The 13,452-nt window shown below is 65.5% G+C and carries 11 protein-coding genes, 1 tRNA gene and 1 pseudogene; 8 read left to right on the top strand and 5 right to left on the bottom strand.

Annotated features, from left to right (window positions below; all coding sequences use genetic code 11):
- Positions 1-113: 113 nt before the first annotated feature.
- A complete protein-coding gene (locus GVL61_RS05260; protein ID WP_159977711.1) occupies positions 114-1,259 on the top strand; it encodes a patatin-like phospholipase family protein in 1,146 nt (381 codons plus the stop codon).
- 14 nt (positions 1,260-1,273) lie between these two features.
- Complete coding sequence (locus GVL61_RS05265; protein ID WP_159977713.1) at positions 1,274-2,053, top strand: 3-hydroxybutyrate dehydrogenase; 780 nt, start codon at positions 1,274-1,276, stop codon at positions 2,051-2,053.
- A gap of 69 nt (positions 2,054-2,122) precedes the next feature.
- Here GVL61_RS05265 and GVL61_RS05270 read toward each other — a convergent pair whose 3' ends face one another.
- The 3 genes from GVL61_RS05270 to GVL61_RS05280 form a co-directional block, all read right to left on the bottom strand.
- Positions 2,123-3,151 (bottom strand): aspartate-semialdehyde dehydrogenase, encoded by a 1,029-nt coding sequence (locus tag GVL61_RS05270; RefSeq protein WP_159977715.1) that lies wholly within the window; start codon positions 3,149-3,151, stop codon positions 2,123-2,125.
- Between the two features lie 243 nt (positions 3,152-3,394).
- Entirely contained in the window at positions 3,395-4,726 is a 1,332-nt protein-coding gene (gltX, locus tag GVL61_RS05275) for a glutamate--tRNA ligase (RefSeq protein WP_159977717.1), read from the bottom strand.
- A gap of 32 nt (positions 4,727-4,758) precedes the next feature.
- Complete coding sequence (locus GVL61_RS05280; RefSeq protein ID WP_159977719.1) at positions 4,759-5,928, bottom strand: benzoate/H(+) symporter BenE family transporter; 1,170 nt, start codon at positions 5,926-5,928, stop codon at positions 4,759-4,761.
- A gap of 215 nt (positions 5,929-6,143) precedes the next feature.
- Between GVL61_RS05280 and GVL61_RS05285 the strand changes: the two genes are divergently transcribed.
- The 3 genes from GVL61_RS05285 to GVL61_RS05295 all read left to right on the top strand — a co-directional run bounded on the left by GVL61_RS05285 (position 6,144) and on the right by GVL61_RS05295 (position 10,303).
- Positions 6,144-6,539, top strand: coding sequence for a hypothetical protein (locus GVL61_RS05285; protein ID WP_235037532.1), 396 nt, complete (start codon positions 6,144-6,146; stop codon positions 6,537-6,539).
- A 99-nt stretch (positions 6,540-6,638) separates the two neighbouring features.
- Positions 6,639-8,930, top strand: coding sequence for a TonB-dependent receptor (locus GVL61_RS05290; protein WP_159977723.1), 2,292 nt, complete (start codon positions 6,639-6,641; stop codon positions 8,928-8,930).
- Positions 8,927-10,303 carry a PepSY domain-containing protein gene (locus GVL61_RS05295; RefSeq protein ID WP_159977725.1) on the top strand — a complete coding sequence of 459 codons (1,377 nt, stop codon included), beginning with the start codon at positions 8,927-8,929 and terminating at the stop codon, positions 10,301-10,303. The genes GVL61_RS05290 and GVL61_RS05295 overlap by 4 nt, the downstream gene beginning before the upstream one ends.
- A gap of 297 nt (positions 10,304-10,600) precedes the next feature.
- Here GVL61_RS05295 and GVL61_RS25370 read toward each other — a convergent pair.
- Positions 10,601-10,926, bottom strand: a pseudogene (locus tag GVL61_RS25370) (Arm DNA-binding domain-containing protein).
- A 118-nt stretch (positions 10,927-11,044) separates the two neighbouring features.
- Positions 11,045-11,120: transfer RNA gene (locus tag GVL61_RS05305), tRNA-Thr, on the bottom strand.
- 350 nt (positions 11,121-11,470) lie between these two features.
- Here GVL61_RS05305 and GVL61_RS05310 point away from each other — a divergent pair.
- The 3 genes from GVL61_RS05310 (at position 11,471) to GVL61_RS05320 (ending at position 13,367) form a co-directional block, all read left to right on the top strand.
- Positions 11,471-12,130 carry a hydrolase gene (locus GVL61_RS05310; RefSeq protein WP_159977727.1) on the top strand — a complete coding sequence of 220 codons (660 nt, stop codon included), beginning with the start codon at positions 11,471-11,473 and terminating at the stop codon, positions 12,128-12,130.
- A 96-nt stretch (positions 12,131-12,226) separates the two neighbouring features.
- The gene (locus GVL61_RS05315) at positions 12,227-13,063 is read left to right on the top strand and encodes an alpha/beta fold hydrolase (RefSeq protein ID WP_159977729.1); all 837 of its coding nucleotides are present in this window, start codon (positions 12,227-12,229) and stop codon (positions 13,061-13,063) included.
- A 28-nt stretch (positions 13,064-13,091) separates the two neighbouring features.
- Positions 13,092-13,367: a DUF1427 family protein gene (locus GVL61_RS05320; RefSeq protein ID WP_159977731.1), complete on the top strand. Its 276-nt coding sequence runs from the start codon at positions 13,092-13,094 to the stop codon at positions 13,365-13,367.
- The last annotated feature ends 85 nt before the right edge of the window (positions 13,368-13,452 follow it).

Below are 13,452 nucleotides of genomic sequence, written 5' to 3' on the forward strand. Positions count from 1 at the left end.
GGCAAGGCGCAATCATCAGGCCGTAAACACAAATCGCGACACATGTACGAGTTGAAACCTCGCCAAGCCGCCCCCAACTGTTGCGCTGCAGCAAACTGGCACAAGGTTATTCCGTGACCCGTCCGCACTCAGACTCCAACCTCCGGCCCCAAAGTGTACTCGTCCTTCAGGGGGGCGGCGCGCTCGGCGCCTACCAGGCGGGGGTCTACGAAGCGCTGGCGAAAGAAGATGCCCTGCCGGACTGGGTGGCGGGCATCTCGATCGGCGCGATCAACGCGGGGATCATTGCCGGCAATGCGCCGAAAGACCGCGTGCCGATGCTGCGCAAATTCTGGAACGGGGTGTCCTCCGAACTGCTCTACCGTATCGACGAGCGCATCGGTTTCGCCCGCCGCGCCTTCAACGAGGGCGCCGCGCAGTGGGCCGCAACGTTCGGCATCCCCGGCTTCTTCACCCCGCGCTTCCCCCTGCCGCTGCCCGAATGGCCCGCCGACCTCAGCCGCCTGAGCTATTACGACACCGCCCCGCTGCGCCAGACGCTGCTGGAGGTGATCGACTTCGACCGCCTCAACACCGCCGAAACCCGCTTCAGCGTGGGGGCAGTCAACATGCTCACCGGCAACTTCGCCTATTTCGACAATACCGAGCGCGCAATTGGCCCCGACCACATCATGGCCAGCGGTGCTCTGCCTCCTGGTTTTCCCCCGGTGGAGATCGACGGCCAGTGGTACTGGGATGGCGGCCTGGTCTCCAACACCCCGCTGCAATACGTGCTCGACAACCGCCCCTCGTGCGAGATGACAGTCTATCAGGTGGACCTGTTCTCCTCGCGCGGGATCGTGCCGCGCACCATGGCCGACGTCGCCCAGCGCGAGAAGGACATCCGCTTTTCCAGCCGCACGCGCCTCGGCACCGACCAGTCGCGCCAGCTGCAGAAAATGTGCGCCGCCGCCAAGCGCCTGGCGAAAAAGCTGCCCGAAGACCTGCTGGACGATCCCGACCTTGCGCATCTGCTGGGCTGCAGGCCCGCCGGCGCGGTGGCGGTGATGCACCTCATCAACCGGCCCGAGGATTTCGAGACCAATTCCAAGGACTACGAATTCTCCCGCGTCACGGTGAACGAGCACTGGGCCACGGGACGCGCCGATGCGGCCCACTCGCTGGCCCATCCCGACTGGACCGGCCGCCGCCTGAAGGCCGATGAAATAGTCACTTTCGACCTCGCCGGCGCCGATCCGGCACATCCTCTGACCGCATGATGGGAGTTAAGTAGATGAAACTCAAGGACAAGGTCTGCATCGTCACCGGCGCCGCCAGCGGCATCGGCAACGCCATCGCTCATAAATACGCCGGTGAAGGCGGCAAGGTCGTCATTGCCGACCTCAACCTCGAAGCCGCGCAGAAGGCGGCGGACGACATCACCGCGAAGGGCGGCATCGCCATGGCCGTGGCGATGGACGTGACCAGCGAGGAACAGGTCAACGAAGGCGTCGCCGCCGTGGTCGCGGCCTGGGGCACGGTCGACGTGCTGGTCTCCAACGCGGGCATCCAGATCGTAAATCCGGTGGAGAATTTCGCTTACGCCGACTGGAAGAAGATGCTGGCGATCCACCTCGACGGCGCCTTCCTCACCTCCAAGGCGGTGCTGCCGCACATGTATGCTCAGGGGTCCGGCTCGGTGATCTTCATGGGCTCGGTCCACTCCAAGGAGGCCAGCCCGCTCAAGAGCGCCTACGTCACCGCCAAGCATGGCCTGCTGGGCCTTTCGCGCGTGATCGCCAAGGAAGGCGGCAAGAAGGGCGTCCGCACCAACGTCATCTGCCCCGGCTTCGTGCGCACCCCGCTGGTGGACAAGCAGATCCCCGAGCAGGCCAAGGAACTGGGCATTTCCGAAGAGGACGTGGTGAAGACCGTGATGCTCGGCCAGACCGTCGACGGCGAATTCACCACGGTGGACGATATCGCCGAAGTCGCGCTGTTCTTCGCCGGGTTCGAAACCAACGCCCTGACCGGCCAGTCGCTGGTGGCCAGCCACGGCTGGTTCATGGAGTAACCCGGTTGCGGTCGATGGACTGAATGCAGACCAGTAACGCGCGCCATGCGGCGCGCGTCACCCGTTCCATCAACCCAGCAGCACTTCAGCGATCTGCACCGCATTGAGCGCCGCGCCCTTGCGCAGATTGTCGCTCGCCACAAACAGCGCGAGGCCGTTGACCGAGGTCGGATCGCGGCGCACGCGGCCCACGAAGACGGGGTCCTTGCCGGTCGCGTCCAGCGGGTTGGGCACTTCGGTCACCACCACGCCCGGCGCCGAGCCGAGCAGTTCCAGCGCGCGCTCGACGCTGATCGGGCGGTCGAACTCGACGTTCATCGACAGCGAGTGGCCCGTGAACACCGGCACGCGCACGCAAGTGCCCGAAACCGGCAGTTCGGGGATGCCCAGGATCTTGCGGCTCTCGTCGCGCAGCTTGATCTCTTCCTCGGTGTAGCCATCGTCGGCGTAGACGTAGTTCAGCGGCACCACGTTGTGCGCGATCGGCACGGCCCACTTCTCAGCCTCGGGCAGCAGCGCGGAAACGTCGCCGCTTGCCAGTTCGCGTGCCTTGTCGCCGACGTGGGCGATCTGCCGCGCCAGCACGTCTATGCCTTCGAGGCCGCCGCCCGACACCGCCTGATAGGTCGAGACGACCAGCTTCTTCAGCCCCGCCTCGTCATGCAGCGGACGCAGCACCGGCATCGCGGCCATGGTGGTGCAGTTGGGGTTGGCGACGATGCCCTTGGGCAGGTTGGCCAGCGCCTGGGGGTTCACTTCGGCCACCACCAGCGGCACTTCCGGGTCGGAACGCCAGGCCGAGGAGTTATCGATCACGATGGCGCCGGCGGCAGCTGCCTTGGGCGCCAGTTCCTTCGAGGTAGACCCACCGGCTGAGAACAGTACCACGTCCAGCCCGGCGAAATCCGCCGTCGCCGCGTCTTCCACCACTACGCCGTCCAGTTCCTTGCCGGCCGAACGGGCCGAGGCGAACAGGCGCAGGGTTGCGATCGGAAAATTGCGCTCGGCAAGGATTTCGCGGATCATCGTACCGACGAGACCCGTCGCGCCGACGACGCCGACATTGAGCTTCTGACCGGGTGCGAACTTTTGAACCATGACTAAGCGTCTCCTACTTTCAAGTGTAGCAGCGCGAGGTTCTAGTTTTTCAGATTGAAAAGCCCCGCCTGCCGTATGCGGGGTCGGTGTTCGGGTGGTGCTTCAGATCACGCACACCACCGACACCGACCGCGCGAAGGCAGTCGGTTTCGGGGTGGTAATAATGATCGGCTTTGCGAACATGACGGTGCCACTAGCGGGATGCGAGGGATGTGTAAACAGTCATTATGTTGCGTTTGACGCTCAACCCACAGCCCGCAGCCGCGCGACGGCCGCCTCACGCCCGATCAGCGGCAGCAGCGCCGCCATGTCCGGTCCGTGGTCCATGCCGGTCAGCGCCCGGCGCAGCGGCAGGAACAGGGTCTTGCCCTTGCGCCCGGTTGTATCCTTGAGCACGGAGGTCAGCGCCTTCCACACCTCGGGAGACCATTCCAGCTCGGCCAGCACGTCCGCGCCCTGCGCGCAGAAGGCCCGGTCGTCCTCATCGATCCCGGCTGCGGCGACCGGCCCGGTCACCACCTGCCACCAGTCCTGCGCCTCTGCCACGCGCGCAAGGTTGGGGCGCACCGCCGCCCATGCGGCCGCGTCCATTCCCTCAGGCAGGCGCGCGGCTACCGCATCGTAGTCCAGCTCATGGACCACGGCGGCATTGACCCGCTCAAGCTCCGTCTCGTCGAACCGCGCCGGCGCGCGCCCAAAGCGCGAAAGATCGAAGGTCGCCGCCAGTTCCTCCAGCCCCAGCGCCGCATCGACCGGATCGCTGGTCCCCAGCCGCCCGAGCAGCGCGGTCAACGCCTGAGGCTCGATCCCCGCCTCGCGAAAATGCGCAGCCCCCAGAGAGCCGAGCCGCTTCGACAGCTTGCCCTCGCTCCCCACCAAAAGCGCCTCATGCGCGAAAGCCGGAACCGCAGCGCCCAGCGCAGTGAACATCTGCACCTGCGTCGCCGTATTGGAAACGTGGTCCTCGCCGCGCAGTATCTGCGTCACGCCCATGGCGATATCGTCGATCACGGAAGGCAGCATATAGAGCCACGAACCATCCGCGCGGCGCACCACCGGATCGCTCATCTGCGCGGCCTCGAACTTCTGGGCCCCTCGAATGCCGTCGATCCACTCGATCGGCTCGTCCCGATCCAGCAGGAAGCGCCAGTGCGGCAGATCGCCCGCTGCGATTCTGGCCGCCTTGTCATCAGCGCTGAGGTCCAGTGCCGCCCGGTCATAGATCGGCGGCAAACCGCGCCCCAGCAGCACCTTGCGCTTGAGGTCAAGTTCCTGCGGGCTTTCCCAGCACGGATAGACCCGGCCCTCGGCCTCCAGCCGCGCGAAGGCCTCTTCATAGATGGCGAAGCGCGCGGACTGGCGCTCCTCGCCCTCGGTCTCCAGACCCAGCCAGGCGAGGTCGGCGCGGATGCCCTCCACGAACTCCTCGCGTGAGCGGGCCGCGTCGGTATCGTCGATGCGCAGCAGGAACCGCCCGCCCGCCTGCTTCGCCAGCAGGAAGTTGTGCAGCGCCGTGCGGATATTGCCGACGTGAAGGTGCCCGGTAGGCGACGGCGCGAAGCGAGTGACAGTCATGCCCCGCGCGTTACGAGGCCCCGCGCATCAGGTCAATTTCGGCGGAAGAATACCGCCTTCGCCGCCAGCGCCGCAAAGCCCGCCAGCAGCCCCCAGAACGCCGAGCCGACCCCCATCAGGCTCACGCCCGAGGCAGTCGCGGCGAAGGTGAGGATAGCTGCGTCCCGTTCCGTCTTCTCGACCAGCATCGCCTCCACCGCGCCGGTCAGCGGCGCAATCAGCGCCACGCCGGTCAGCGCCGCGATCGCCGCATGGGGCATCGCCAGGAAGAACAGTACCAGAGGCGCGGAAAACAGCGCCAGAGCTAGATAGAAGCCCGCGTAGATCAGCCCCACCACCCAGCGCCTCGCCGCATCGGGATGCGCATCGGACCCCGTGCAGATTGCCGCCGTGATCGCCGCCAAATTGATGCCATGCGCCCCGAACGGCGCCAGCAGCAGGCTCGCCAGACCCGTCCCCAGCAACAAAGGTCGAGGCTTGGGCGCGTACCCGGCCGAGCGCAATACGACGAGCCCTGGCAGGTTCTGCGACACCAGCGTGACCAGGAACAGCGGCACGCCCACGCTCACCACGCTGCGCCAGTCGAACACCGGCGCGGCCAGTTCCATCCCGCCGACCAGCGGCCCGGACCCGAGCCCCGCCACGTCCCCGCGCACCGCCAGCACCGCAAATCCCGCCAGAAGCACCAGCAGCAGCGCATAAAGCGGCACCCGCTGCCGGGCGATCACGAAAACGGCCAGAAGCACGCAGACGAGCAAGGCGTCGCTTTCCAAAGTCTTGAACAGCTGCAGGCAGAACGGCAACAGCACGCCCGCCAGCATCGCCGAAGCGACCGATGGCGGTAGCCGCTCCGCCAGCCGGCCCAGCGCGGGAACGAGAGCCAGCACGCACATCATCACCGCCGCCGCCACGAAAGCTCCGACCGCAACCGGCCAGGCGACCACGCCAGTGCTAGCCGCCAGCAAAGCTGCTCCCGGCGTCGACCATGCCAGGACCACCGGCACTCGCATCCACGCCGAAAGCGCCGCCCCGGCCACCGCAATGCCAAGACAAAGCGCCGTAACCGCCGAGCCCACCTGCCCCGCATCCGCGCCCATCGCCTGCATGGCCCTGACGATCAGCGCCACCGTCCCCCCGAAACCGACCAGCGCGGCAATGAAAGCGGACGTCCAAGAAGCGGGCGGCGGGAGGCGAGACAACATGCGGGCGCTATGGCAGGTTTACGGCGGAAGGGAAGGTTCGGGCAGGAGAGCGGCCGGATACCCGCCCAAACACCGCAGACCATAAATACGCCGCCGCACACCCCGCGCCCGCAGCTGAGGGGTCAGGGACGATGGCCCAGTTCTTCCCTTCATCTTACCCTCCTTCCCAAGTGACATCCCGAACCCACCCCGCTAAAGACGCGCTCGTGGGGAAAATGAGGCACTTCTTTCGGGACCGCCCGGCGCTTGCAGCATTGCTGCTGGCGGCGGCTTTGTTCCTGAAAGCCCTGATCCCTGCCGGCTACATGCCTGCCGCCCCTGACACCGGCCTGATCGTCGCACTCTGTTCGGGCACGATGCCTGCGGGCAGCACGGTGACGATCGCGATCCCCAAGAAAAGCTCGCATCAGGACCACACCACGTCCACCGCCGACCATCCTTGCGCCTTTGCTCCGCTGGGCACGGCCATGACCGGCGCGGACTTTGCGCCGCTGGTGCTGGCTGCGCTGGCCTTCGTCTTCGTCACCGCGATCGTGCGCGCGCCGCTTTCCCTGCCCGCCAAGGCAGCGCACTTCCGCCCGCCCAGCCAGGCACCGCCCCGCTTCACCTGACAATATAGCCATGTCGCAGCGCTTTGCGCTGCGGCCAAAATGCTTTGCCCGTGCGCCTGACCCAGAGCGCACCCGGGCCGTTCAGGTGAATTTTCCGCCATGTTTCGTATCATGCTCGCGCTCGGCGCGGCTCCGCTTGCCCTGTTTCCAACCATCGCCAATGCCGCCGAGGCGGACGATGCCCCCGGCGACACCATTCTGGTCGTCGGCCAGCGTGACCGCGACATCAGCCTCGATGCGCGCGGCCTTTCGGTCAGCCTTGGCGACGAGCAGTTCGCCGGCGTCAACGCCCGCAACGTCGAAGACCTGATGAAGTACGCGCCCGATTTCTTCGTGCGCACCCGGTATGCAGGCGATTCCAACGGCGTGCCGGGCTTTCGCGGCACCCACTCCACCCAGAGCGCCCGGACGCTGGTGATGGTGGACGGCTTCACCGTGTCGAATTTCCTCGGCAACTCCTTCGCCTATGCCCCCAAGTGGGGCGTCGTCGGCCCCGGCGAGGTGGAGCAGTTCGACGTCGTCTATGGCCCCTATTCCGCGCGCTATGCGGGTAATTCCATGGGCGGCGTGGTCAACATCACCACCCGCTCGCCCGAAAGGACCGAGGCTTTCGCCACCGTGCAGGGCATGGTCCAGCCTTACGACCAGTACGGCACCCATGACACATATTGGGGCTATTCCGCCGAGGCCGGTTTCGGTTTCCGGCAGAAGGACGGGCCGTGGTCGCTGCGGGTTTCGGGGCGGCATTTCCGCAATACCGGCCACCCGCAGATGTTTCAGGGCCTGACCCGCTCGGCCAACACCGCCGCTGCCGTGCCGGTGACCGGCGCAGTGATCGACCCCGCACAGGCGATAACCGGCGCGCCCGGCACCGCCGCCAGCCCGATCTTCGCCGCGCAAAGCCCCGCGCAGATCACCCAGGACCAGGCCAAGCTGCGCCTCGGCTATGACGGCGCTTCGGGCGTGACCGGCGAATTCCTGCTTGCCTACTGGCACAACCTCGACAGCCAGACCGCGCCCGACTGCTACTTGCGCGGAGCAGACAGCAACACGGTATGCGACGGTCTCGTCTCCATCGGCGGGCAGAAGTACACCGCCAGCGGCGCCAACTGGTCGCGCACCGTGCGCGACGAACTGCTGGCGGGGCTGAAAGTCTCCGCGCCGGTCTCCGACGACGTGACCGTGCGGGCCAATGTCTCGGCTTACCAGATCCTCCGCTCGGACGGTTTCACCTCGAAGGGCTACGATGCCGGCGCGGCAAACGGCGCGGGCACACTGGCGCGGCAGGGGCCGACTTACTGGTACACCGGCGAACTGGCACTGACGGCGCAACTCGGCGGCGCCGAACTGGCGGGCGGCGGCAGCGCCAACCTCTACAGCACCGACCTCACCAACTACGCCCTCACCGACTGGCGCAGCGATAGCGGCAGGGCCTTCACCACCCGCACCTTCGGCAAGACCCGCACCCTCGCAAGCTGGGCCGAACTACGCGTGCCCTTCGATCCCATAACACTGACACTGGGCGCCCGGTATGAGGACTGGCGCGCCTTTGACGGCGGCCTCGCACGCCTTGGCACCGCAGGAGCGGCAGTCACCAACCACTACGCCAGCCGCCATGCGGGCGGTTTCCAGCCCAAGGCATCGCTCGACTGGGCGGTCGCCCCCGATACCCGCGTCCAGCTCAGCCTCGCCAAGGCCACCCGCTTCCCCACCGTGGGCGAGCTGTTCCAGGGCAGCCTCAACGGCGACGGCAGCTTCAACCGGGACAGCTTCGACCCCGCACTGAAGCCCGAACGCTCGACCGACGCGAACCTGCTGGTCGCCCATGACTTCGGCCCGGTGAAGCTGACCGCATCTGCATTCTGGCAGCGGGTGAAGAACACGATTTTCTCGTTCACCGGCTTCAACCAGAACGGCGTGACAACCTCCAGCTACAAGAACATCGACCGCACCCGCCAATACGGCCTCGAACTGATCGCCGAGGCCCGCGATGTGGCGATCCCCGGCCTCGACCTGGACGCCAACGTCGCCTGGATCGATTCGGTAACCCTGCGAAACGACGCTGCCCCCGCAGCCGAGGGCGTGCAGTTCCCTCGCATCCCGCGCTGGCGCATCAACGGCAACTTGCGTTACCGCGTGGCCGATCCAGTGCTGGTCTCTATCGGCGTGCGCTATGCCAGCCGTCCCAACACCGACCTGCTGGGCCTCCAGCGCGGCGATACCTACGGCTACACCTCCGAACTCTTCGCACTGGACGCGCGGGTCAGCTGGGACGTGACGCAGGCCCTTCGCGTCAGCGTAGGCGTGGACAATATCACCAACGACCGCGCATGGGTCTACCACCCTTACCCGCAGCGCAGCTTCCTGCTTGAAGCGGGGTGGAAGCTGTGAGCCTTGCAGAACCACGCACCGAACGCTGGTATCGCGCAGTCTGGCGCTGGCATTTCTACGCTGGACTATTCTGCGTGCCCTTCGTCCTGTGGCTCTCGGTGACGGGCGGCCTTTATCTGTTCAAACCGCAGATCGAGGCCGCACTCTACGCCCCCTACCGCAATGTCGCGGCTGGGGCAGCGCCCCTGCTCTCCCCCGATGCTGTGGCCGCGCGGGCGGCGGCGGCAGTGCCGGGATCGCTGCTCCACAAGTACGTCCTGCCCGAAAACCCGGCCGACGCGGTGCAGGTACTGGTCGGCAAAGGTAGCGAAGAGTTTCGCGTATGGGTTCACCCGCAGACCGGCGCCGTACTCCATCAGGCAGCGGAGGAAGACCGCCTGATGCGCGTGGTCTTCCGTCTCCACGGCGAACTGCTGGCCGGAGACCGCGGCTCGGCGCTGGTCGAGATGGCCGCCTGCTGGACGATCGTCATGCTCCTGACCGGCCTGTTCCTGTGGTGGCCGCGCGGAGGAAGCGGCCTTGCCGGTACTCTTTACCCCCGCCTGAGGCGAGGCCGCACCCTGTTCTGGCGCGACATCCACGCCGTAACCGGCCTTTGGATCACGCTGGGCGCGTTGTTCCTGATCGCTTCGGGCCTGCCTTGGGCGAACGCCTGGGGCGATTACCTGCGCCAGGTCCGCACCATCACCGGCACCGCCGCAGGGCGCCAGGACTGGTCCGCCGGCACCGCCGCCGAGGCCCTCACCCGAGCGAAAGCAGATGCCGGAATGCGGGCGATGATATCCGAACACGCCGAACATCACGGCATGGCGATGCACCACATGGCGCCGCCGCCCGCCGCAATGGACGCGGTCATCGCAAGAGCCGAGACCCTGAACTTCGCCGCCCCTGTCGAAGTAAGCCCCCCGACCACGCCGGGTGCGCCGTGGCAAGTCCGCAGCCAGGCCGAAAACCGCCCCCGGCGCGACAGCGCAGAAATCGCCTCCGACGGCAGCCTCATCGGCATCCAGCGCTTCGCCGACCGCCACTGGATAGACCGCGCCGTCGGCTACGGGGTCGCCATCCACGAAGGCGCGTGGGCCGGCATTGCCAACCAGTTCGTCAACCTTGGGGTGCTGCTGGGCCTCGTGCTCCTGTGCGTGTCGAGCGTGGTCCTGTGGTGGCGCCGCCGCCCGACCGGCAAGCTGGGCGCGCCGGCAACCTTGGCACCGCTGCGCCATTCCTGGGCACTCTTCGCTCTGGTCATGGTACTGGCATTCGCGATGCCGATGTTCGGCCTGTCACTGGCCGCAGCCGTCGTCCTCGAAGCGGCAACCAAACGCCTGGCCCCCCGCTTACGTGAATGGATGGGCTGGCGGGCCGGGAGAGCGTAACGTCCATCGCCCGCGGTATGACTCGCAGCCGTCGCTATCGCGGGCGAACCCAGCTGACCGATGCGAACAGGCGGAACGCCCACCGCGCACGCTTCAGTGCAATTGCGAAATGCGCTCCGTATCCCAGGGACGGGGCGCCAACTTTGCTCGCCTCGCACCGAGGCTATCGTCCAATATAGTCCCCAGCGCGTTGTCCAGCACAAACGCAAAACCCTTGGCAAGCAAAGCTATGACGCTTCCGGCTTCACCGCAATGAAGTCCACCGCCACAGACTGGAAGGTATTGCCAGCACTTACCTTAAGCGGCGATCTTCGCCATCTTCCGTTCGTCAGCGGGATCGACGCCTGCCGACAATTTCGCCTTGGCCTCATCCCGCGCCTTGCGGGCTTCGGACAGGCTCATTTGGGGGTATTTCCCCAGCGATAGCAGCTTTTCGCTACCCCAACCCGAAACTTGAGACGCCATAGCTTCCCGCCTACTTGCGTTACAAACAGGAACAACCCGCCACTATCCGAGAGTTCATAGGGCTTAACGCCCGGCTTGGCGGTGCGGAGAGCAACGTCGGTAAGTGCTATAACAACCAGCCCATTGATGGCCGAGTATGTTCCGATACCCCCAGACATACCCCAACTTGGGGTAGCCACCTGCGAATGCAAGTGAACACTTGCGAACAGCAGGGAGTTAAATATCGCAGATTTCTGGGGTTTTAAGGATGTTGGCGCCCCCCGCGATCGGGGAAGGTGGTGCCGCTTACAGGATTCGAACCTGTGACCCCATCATTACGAATGATGTGCTCTACCAACTGAGCTAAAGCGGCGTGCCTTGCGGGCAGGCGGGCCATTTACATGGCGAAGGGGGGATAGGCAATCGCCTTTCGTGCTTTTTTGTGCGGGCTGCTCCCGGGTGCCGTCAACTGCGCCGGATCTCCTGAAAAACCACATCCGGCCGCGTTGTCCTGCACCCTCGAAGATAGGGTATACCAACGGTTGATAGCGCCTGCGGCGTAGGGCGGGGTCATACGCCGCATGGCTGCATTGTCCTGATCGGCCATACAGCTTTTCTATTTTATCGAACACAAACCTCGATCTTATCCGTCTTTATCGAAGTCCAGATTTCCACGAGAAAGATTGCACCGGGCAAGAGCGCCCCTCACCGAGGAGTTTCAACATGACCATCACCGCCACCGCCACCCCCGGCAAATCACTCATTTCTCCTGATAACCACGCCCTTGTCCTGATCGATTTCCAGTCGCAGATGGCTTTCGCCACCAAATCCATCTCGGCCGAACTGCTGCGTAACAACGCTGCGCTCATCTCACGCGGGGCCAAGTCGTTTGGCGTGCCCACCATCCTCACCACCGTTGCCGAGAAGAGCTTCTCGGGCCCGATGTTCGACGAGATCACCGATGCCTTCCCCGGCCAGGAACTGCTCGACCGCACGTCGATGAACACCTGGGAAGATGCCGCCGTGATCGAAGAGATCAATCGTATCGCCAAGCCCCGCATCGTCTTCGCCGGTCTGTGGACTTCGGTCTGCATCGTGGGCCCCGTGGCATCGGCCATCGACCAGGGCTTCGAGGCCTACTTCATCGCCGATGCCTGCGGCGATATCTCGGACGAAGCGCATGAGATCGCCGTCCAGCGCATGATCCAGCTTGGCGCCGTGCCGATGACCTCGCTCCAGTACCTGCTCGAACTGCAGCGCGACTGGGCCCGTACCGAAACTTACGACAGCACCACCGGCATCGCCAAGGTCTGGGGCGGTTCCTACGGCCTGGGCATCAAGTACGCCAAGACCATGTTTGGCGCTTCGGAAGGCGCAAACTGAGTTAAGCTCGGCACCGGCGGCGCATTGCTCCAATTTGCCGCCACCGGTTCCACGCTGCCACGGGGGCTTCCCCACTCTCATCCAAGGATCAGCATCATGGCTTATGTAACCACCACCGACGGCGTAGAAATCTTCTACAAGGACTGGGGCCCAAAGGACGCCCAGCCCATCGTTTTCCACCATGGCTGGCCGCTGTCGTCGGACGACTGGGATTCGCAAATGCTGTTCTTTCTTGCAAAGGGCTACCGCGTCGTTGCGCATGATCGCCGGGGCCACGGCCGTTCGTCGCAGGTGAGCGATGGCCATGACATGGACCACTATGCCGCCGATGCCGCGGCCGTGATGGAGCACCTCGACATCAGGAATGCTGTCCACATCGGTCACTCGACCGGCGGCGGCGAAGTTGCCCGCTACGTCGCGCAGTATGGCATTCCGCAGGGCCGGGTCGCCAAGGCGGTGCTGGTCAGCGCCGTCCCGCCGATCATGCTCCAGACCGAGCGCTATCCGGGCGGACTACCCATCGCGGTGTTCGACGGCCTTCGCGCCGCGCTTGCGGCCAACCGCGCGGAGTTCTTCCGAGACCTCGCCGCCGGCGCGTTCTACGGCTTCAACCGCGAGGGCGCGAAGGTCATCCCCGCCGTCATCGACAACTGGTGGCGCCAGGGCATGATGGGCAGCGCCAAGGCCCATTACGAGGGCATCAAGGCCTTCTCCGAGACCGACCAGACCGACGACCTGCAAGCGATCACCGTCCCCGTGCTCGTCCTTCAGGGAGATGACGACCAGATCGTCCCTTACAAGAACGCCGCCGAGTTGCAGGCCGAGATCCTGCCCGACGCTACGCTCAAAATCTACCCCGGCTTCTCGCACGGGATGCTGACCGTGGACGCCGAAGTTATCAATCCCGACCTGCTCGCCTTCGTGCAGGCCTGACGCAGGCAGAACGCCGAGGAGACAAGACATGAAACCTTACCTTATCTCGCTTGCCGCCGGGCTTTTGGTAGGCGTCGTCTACAGCTTCCTCGGCGTTCGTTCGCCTGCCCCGCCGATGATCGCATTGATCGGCCTGCTGGGCATCCTGCTGGGCGAACAGGTGGTGCCGCTGGCCAAAAAGGCCTTTGCTGGCACCGAGGACGTCGCCCACTTCGTCCAGACCGACTGCCGCCAGCATGTGCTGGGCCGCCTGCCGGGTGACAAGTTCCCCTGCCGCGCCGCCGCCGACAAGGCCGAGGCGTGATTACCCGCCGCCAGACCATCGCCGGAGCGGCGGCCTCCTCGCTGCTGCCCGCCATGCTTTCTGCTCAGACGACCCGATCAAAGGA

Origin of the sequence: Novosphingobium sp. 18050, from assembly GCF_902706195.1 — a bacterium.
Classification (GTDB): domain Bacteria; phylum Pseudomonadota; class Alphaproteobacteria; order Sphingomonadales; family Sphingomonadaceae; genus Novosphingobium.

Excerpts from the sequence above, each read along its gene's own strand:
- GVL61_RS05290 (WP_159977723.1), top strand. The coding sequence starts at position 6,639 with ATGTTTCGTATCATGCTCGCGCTCGGCGCGGCTCCGCTTGCCCTGTTT.
- GVL61_RS05265 (WP_159977713.1), top strand. The coding sequence starts at position 1,274 with ATGAAACTCAAGGACAAGGTCTGCATCGTCACCGGCGCCGCCAGCGGC.
- GVL61_RS05320 (WP_159977731.1), top strand. The coding sequence starts at position 13,092 with ATGAAACCTTACCTTATCTCGCTTGCCGCCGGGCTTTTGGTAGGCGTC.
- GVL61_RS05270 (WP_159977715.1), bottom strand. The coding sequence starts at position 3,151 with ATGGTTCAAAAGTTCGCACCCGGTCAGAAGCTCAATGTCGGCGTCGTC.
- GVL61_RS05285 (WP_235037532.1), top strand. The coding sequence starts at position 6,144 with ATGAGGCACTTCTTTCGGGACCGCCCGGCGCTTGCAGCATTGCTGCTG.
- GVL61_RS05315 (WP_159977729.1), top strand. The coding sequence starts at position 12,227 with ATGGCTTATGTAACCACCACCGACGGCGTAGAAATCTTCTACAAGGAC.
- GVL61_RS05280 (WP_159977719.1), bottom strand. The coding sequence starts at position 5,928 with ATGTTGTCTCGCCTCCCGCCGCCCGCTTCTTGGACGTCCGCTTTCATT.
- GVL61_RS05310 (WP_159977727.1), top strand. The coding sequence starts at position 11,471 with ATGACCATCACCGCCACCGCCACCCCCGGCAAATCACTCATTTCTCCT.
- gltX (WP_159977717.1), bottom strand. The coding sequence starts at position 4,726 with ATGACTGTCACTCGCTTCGCGCCGTCGCCTACCGGGCACCTTCACGTC.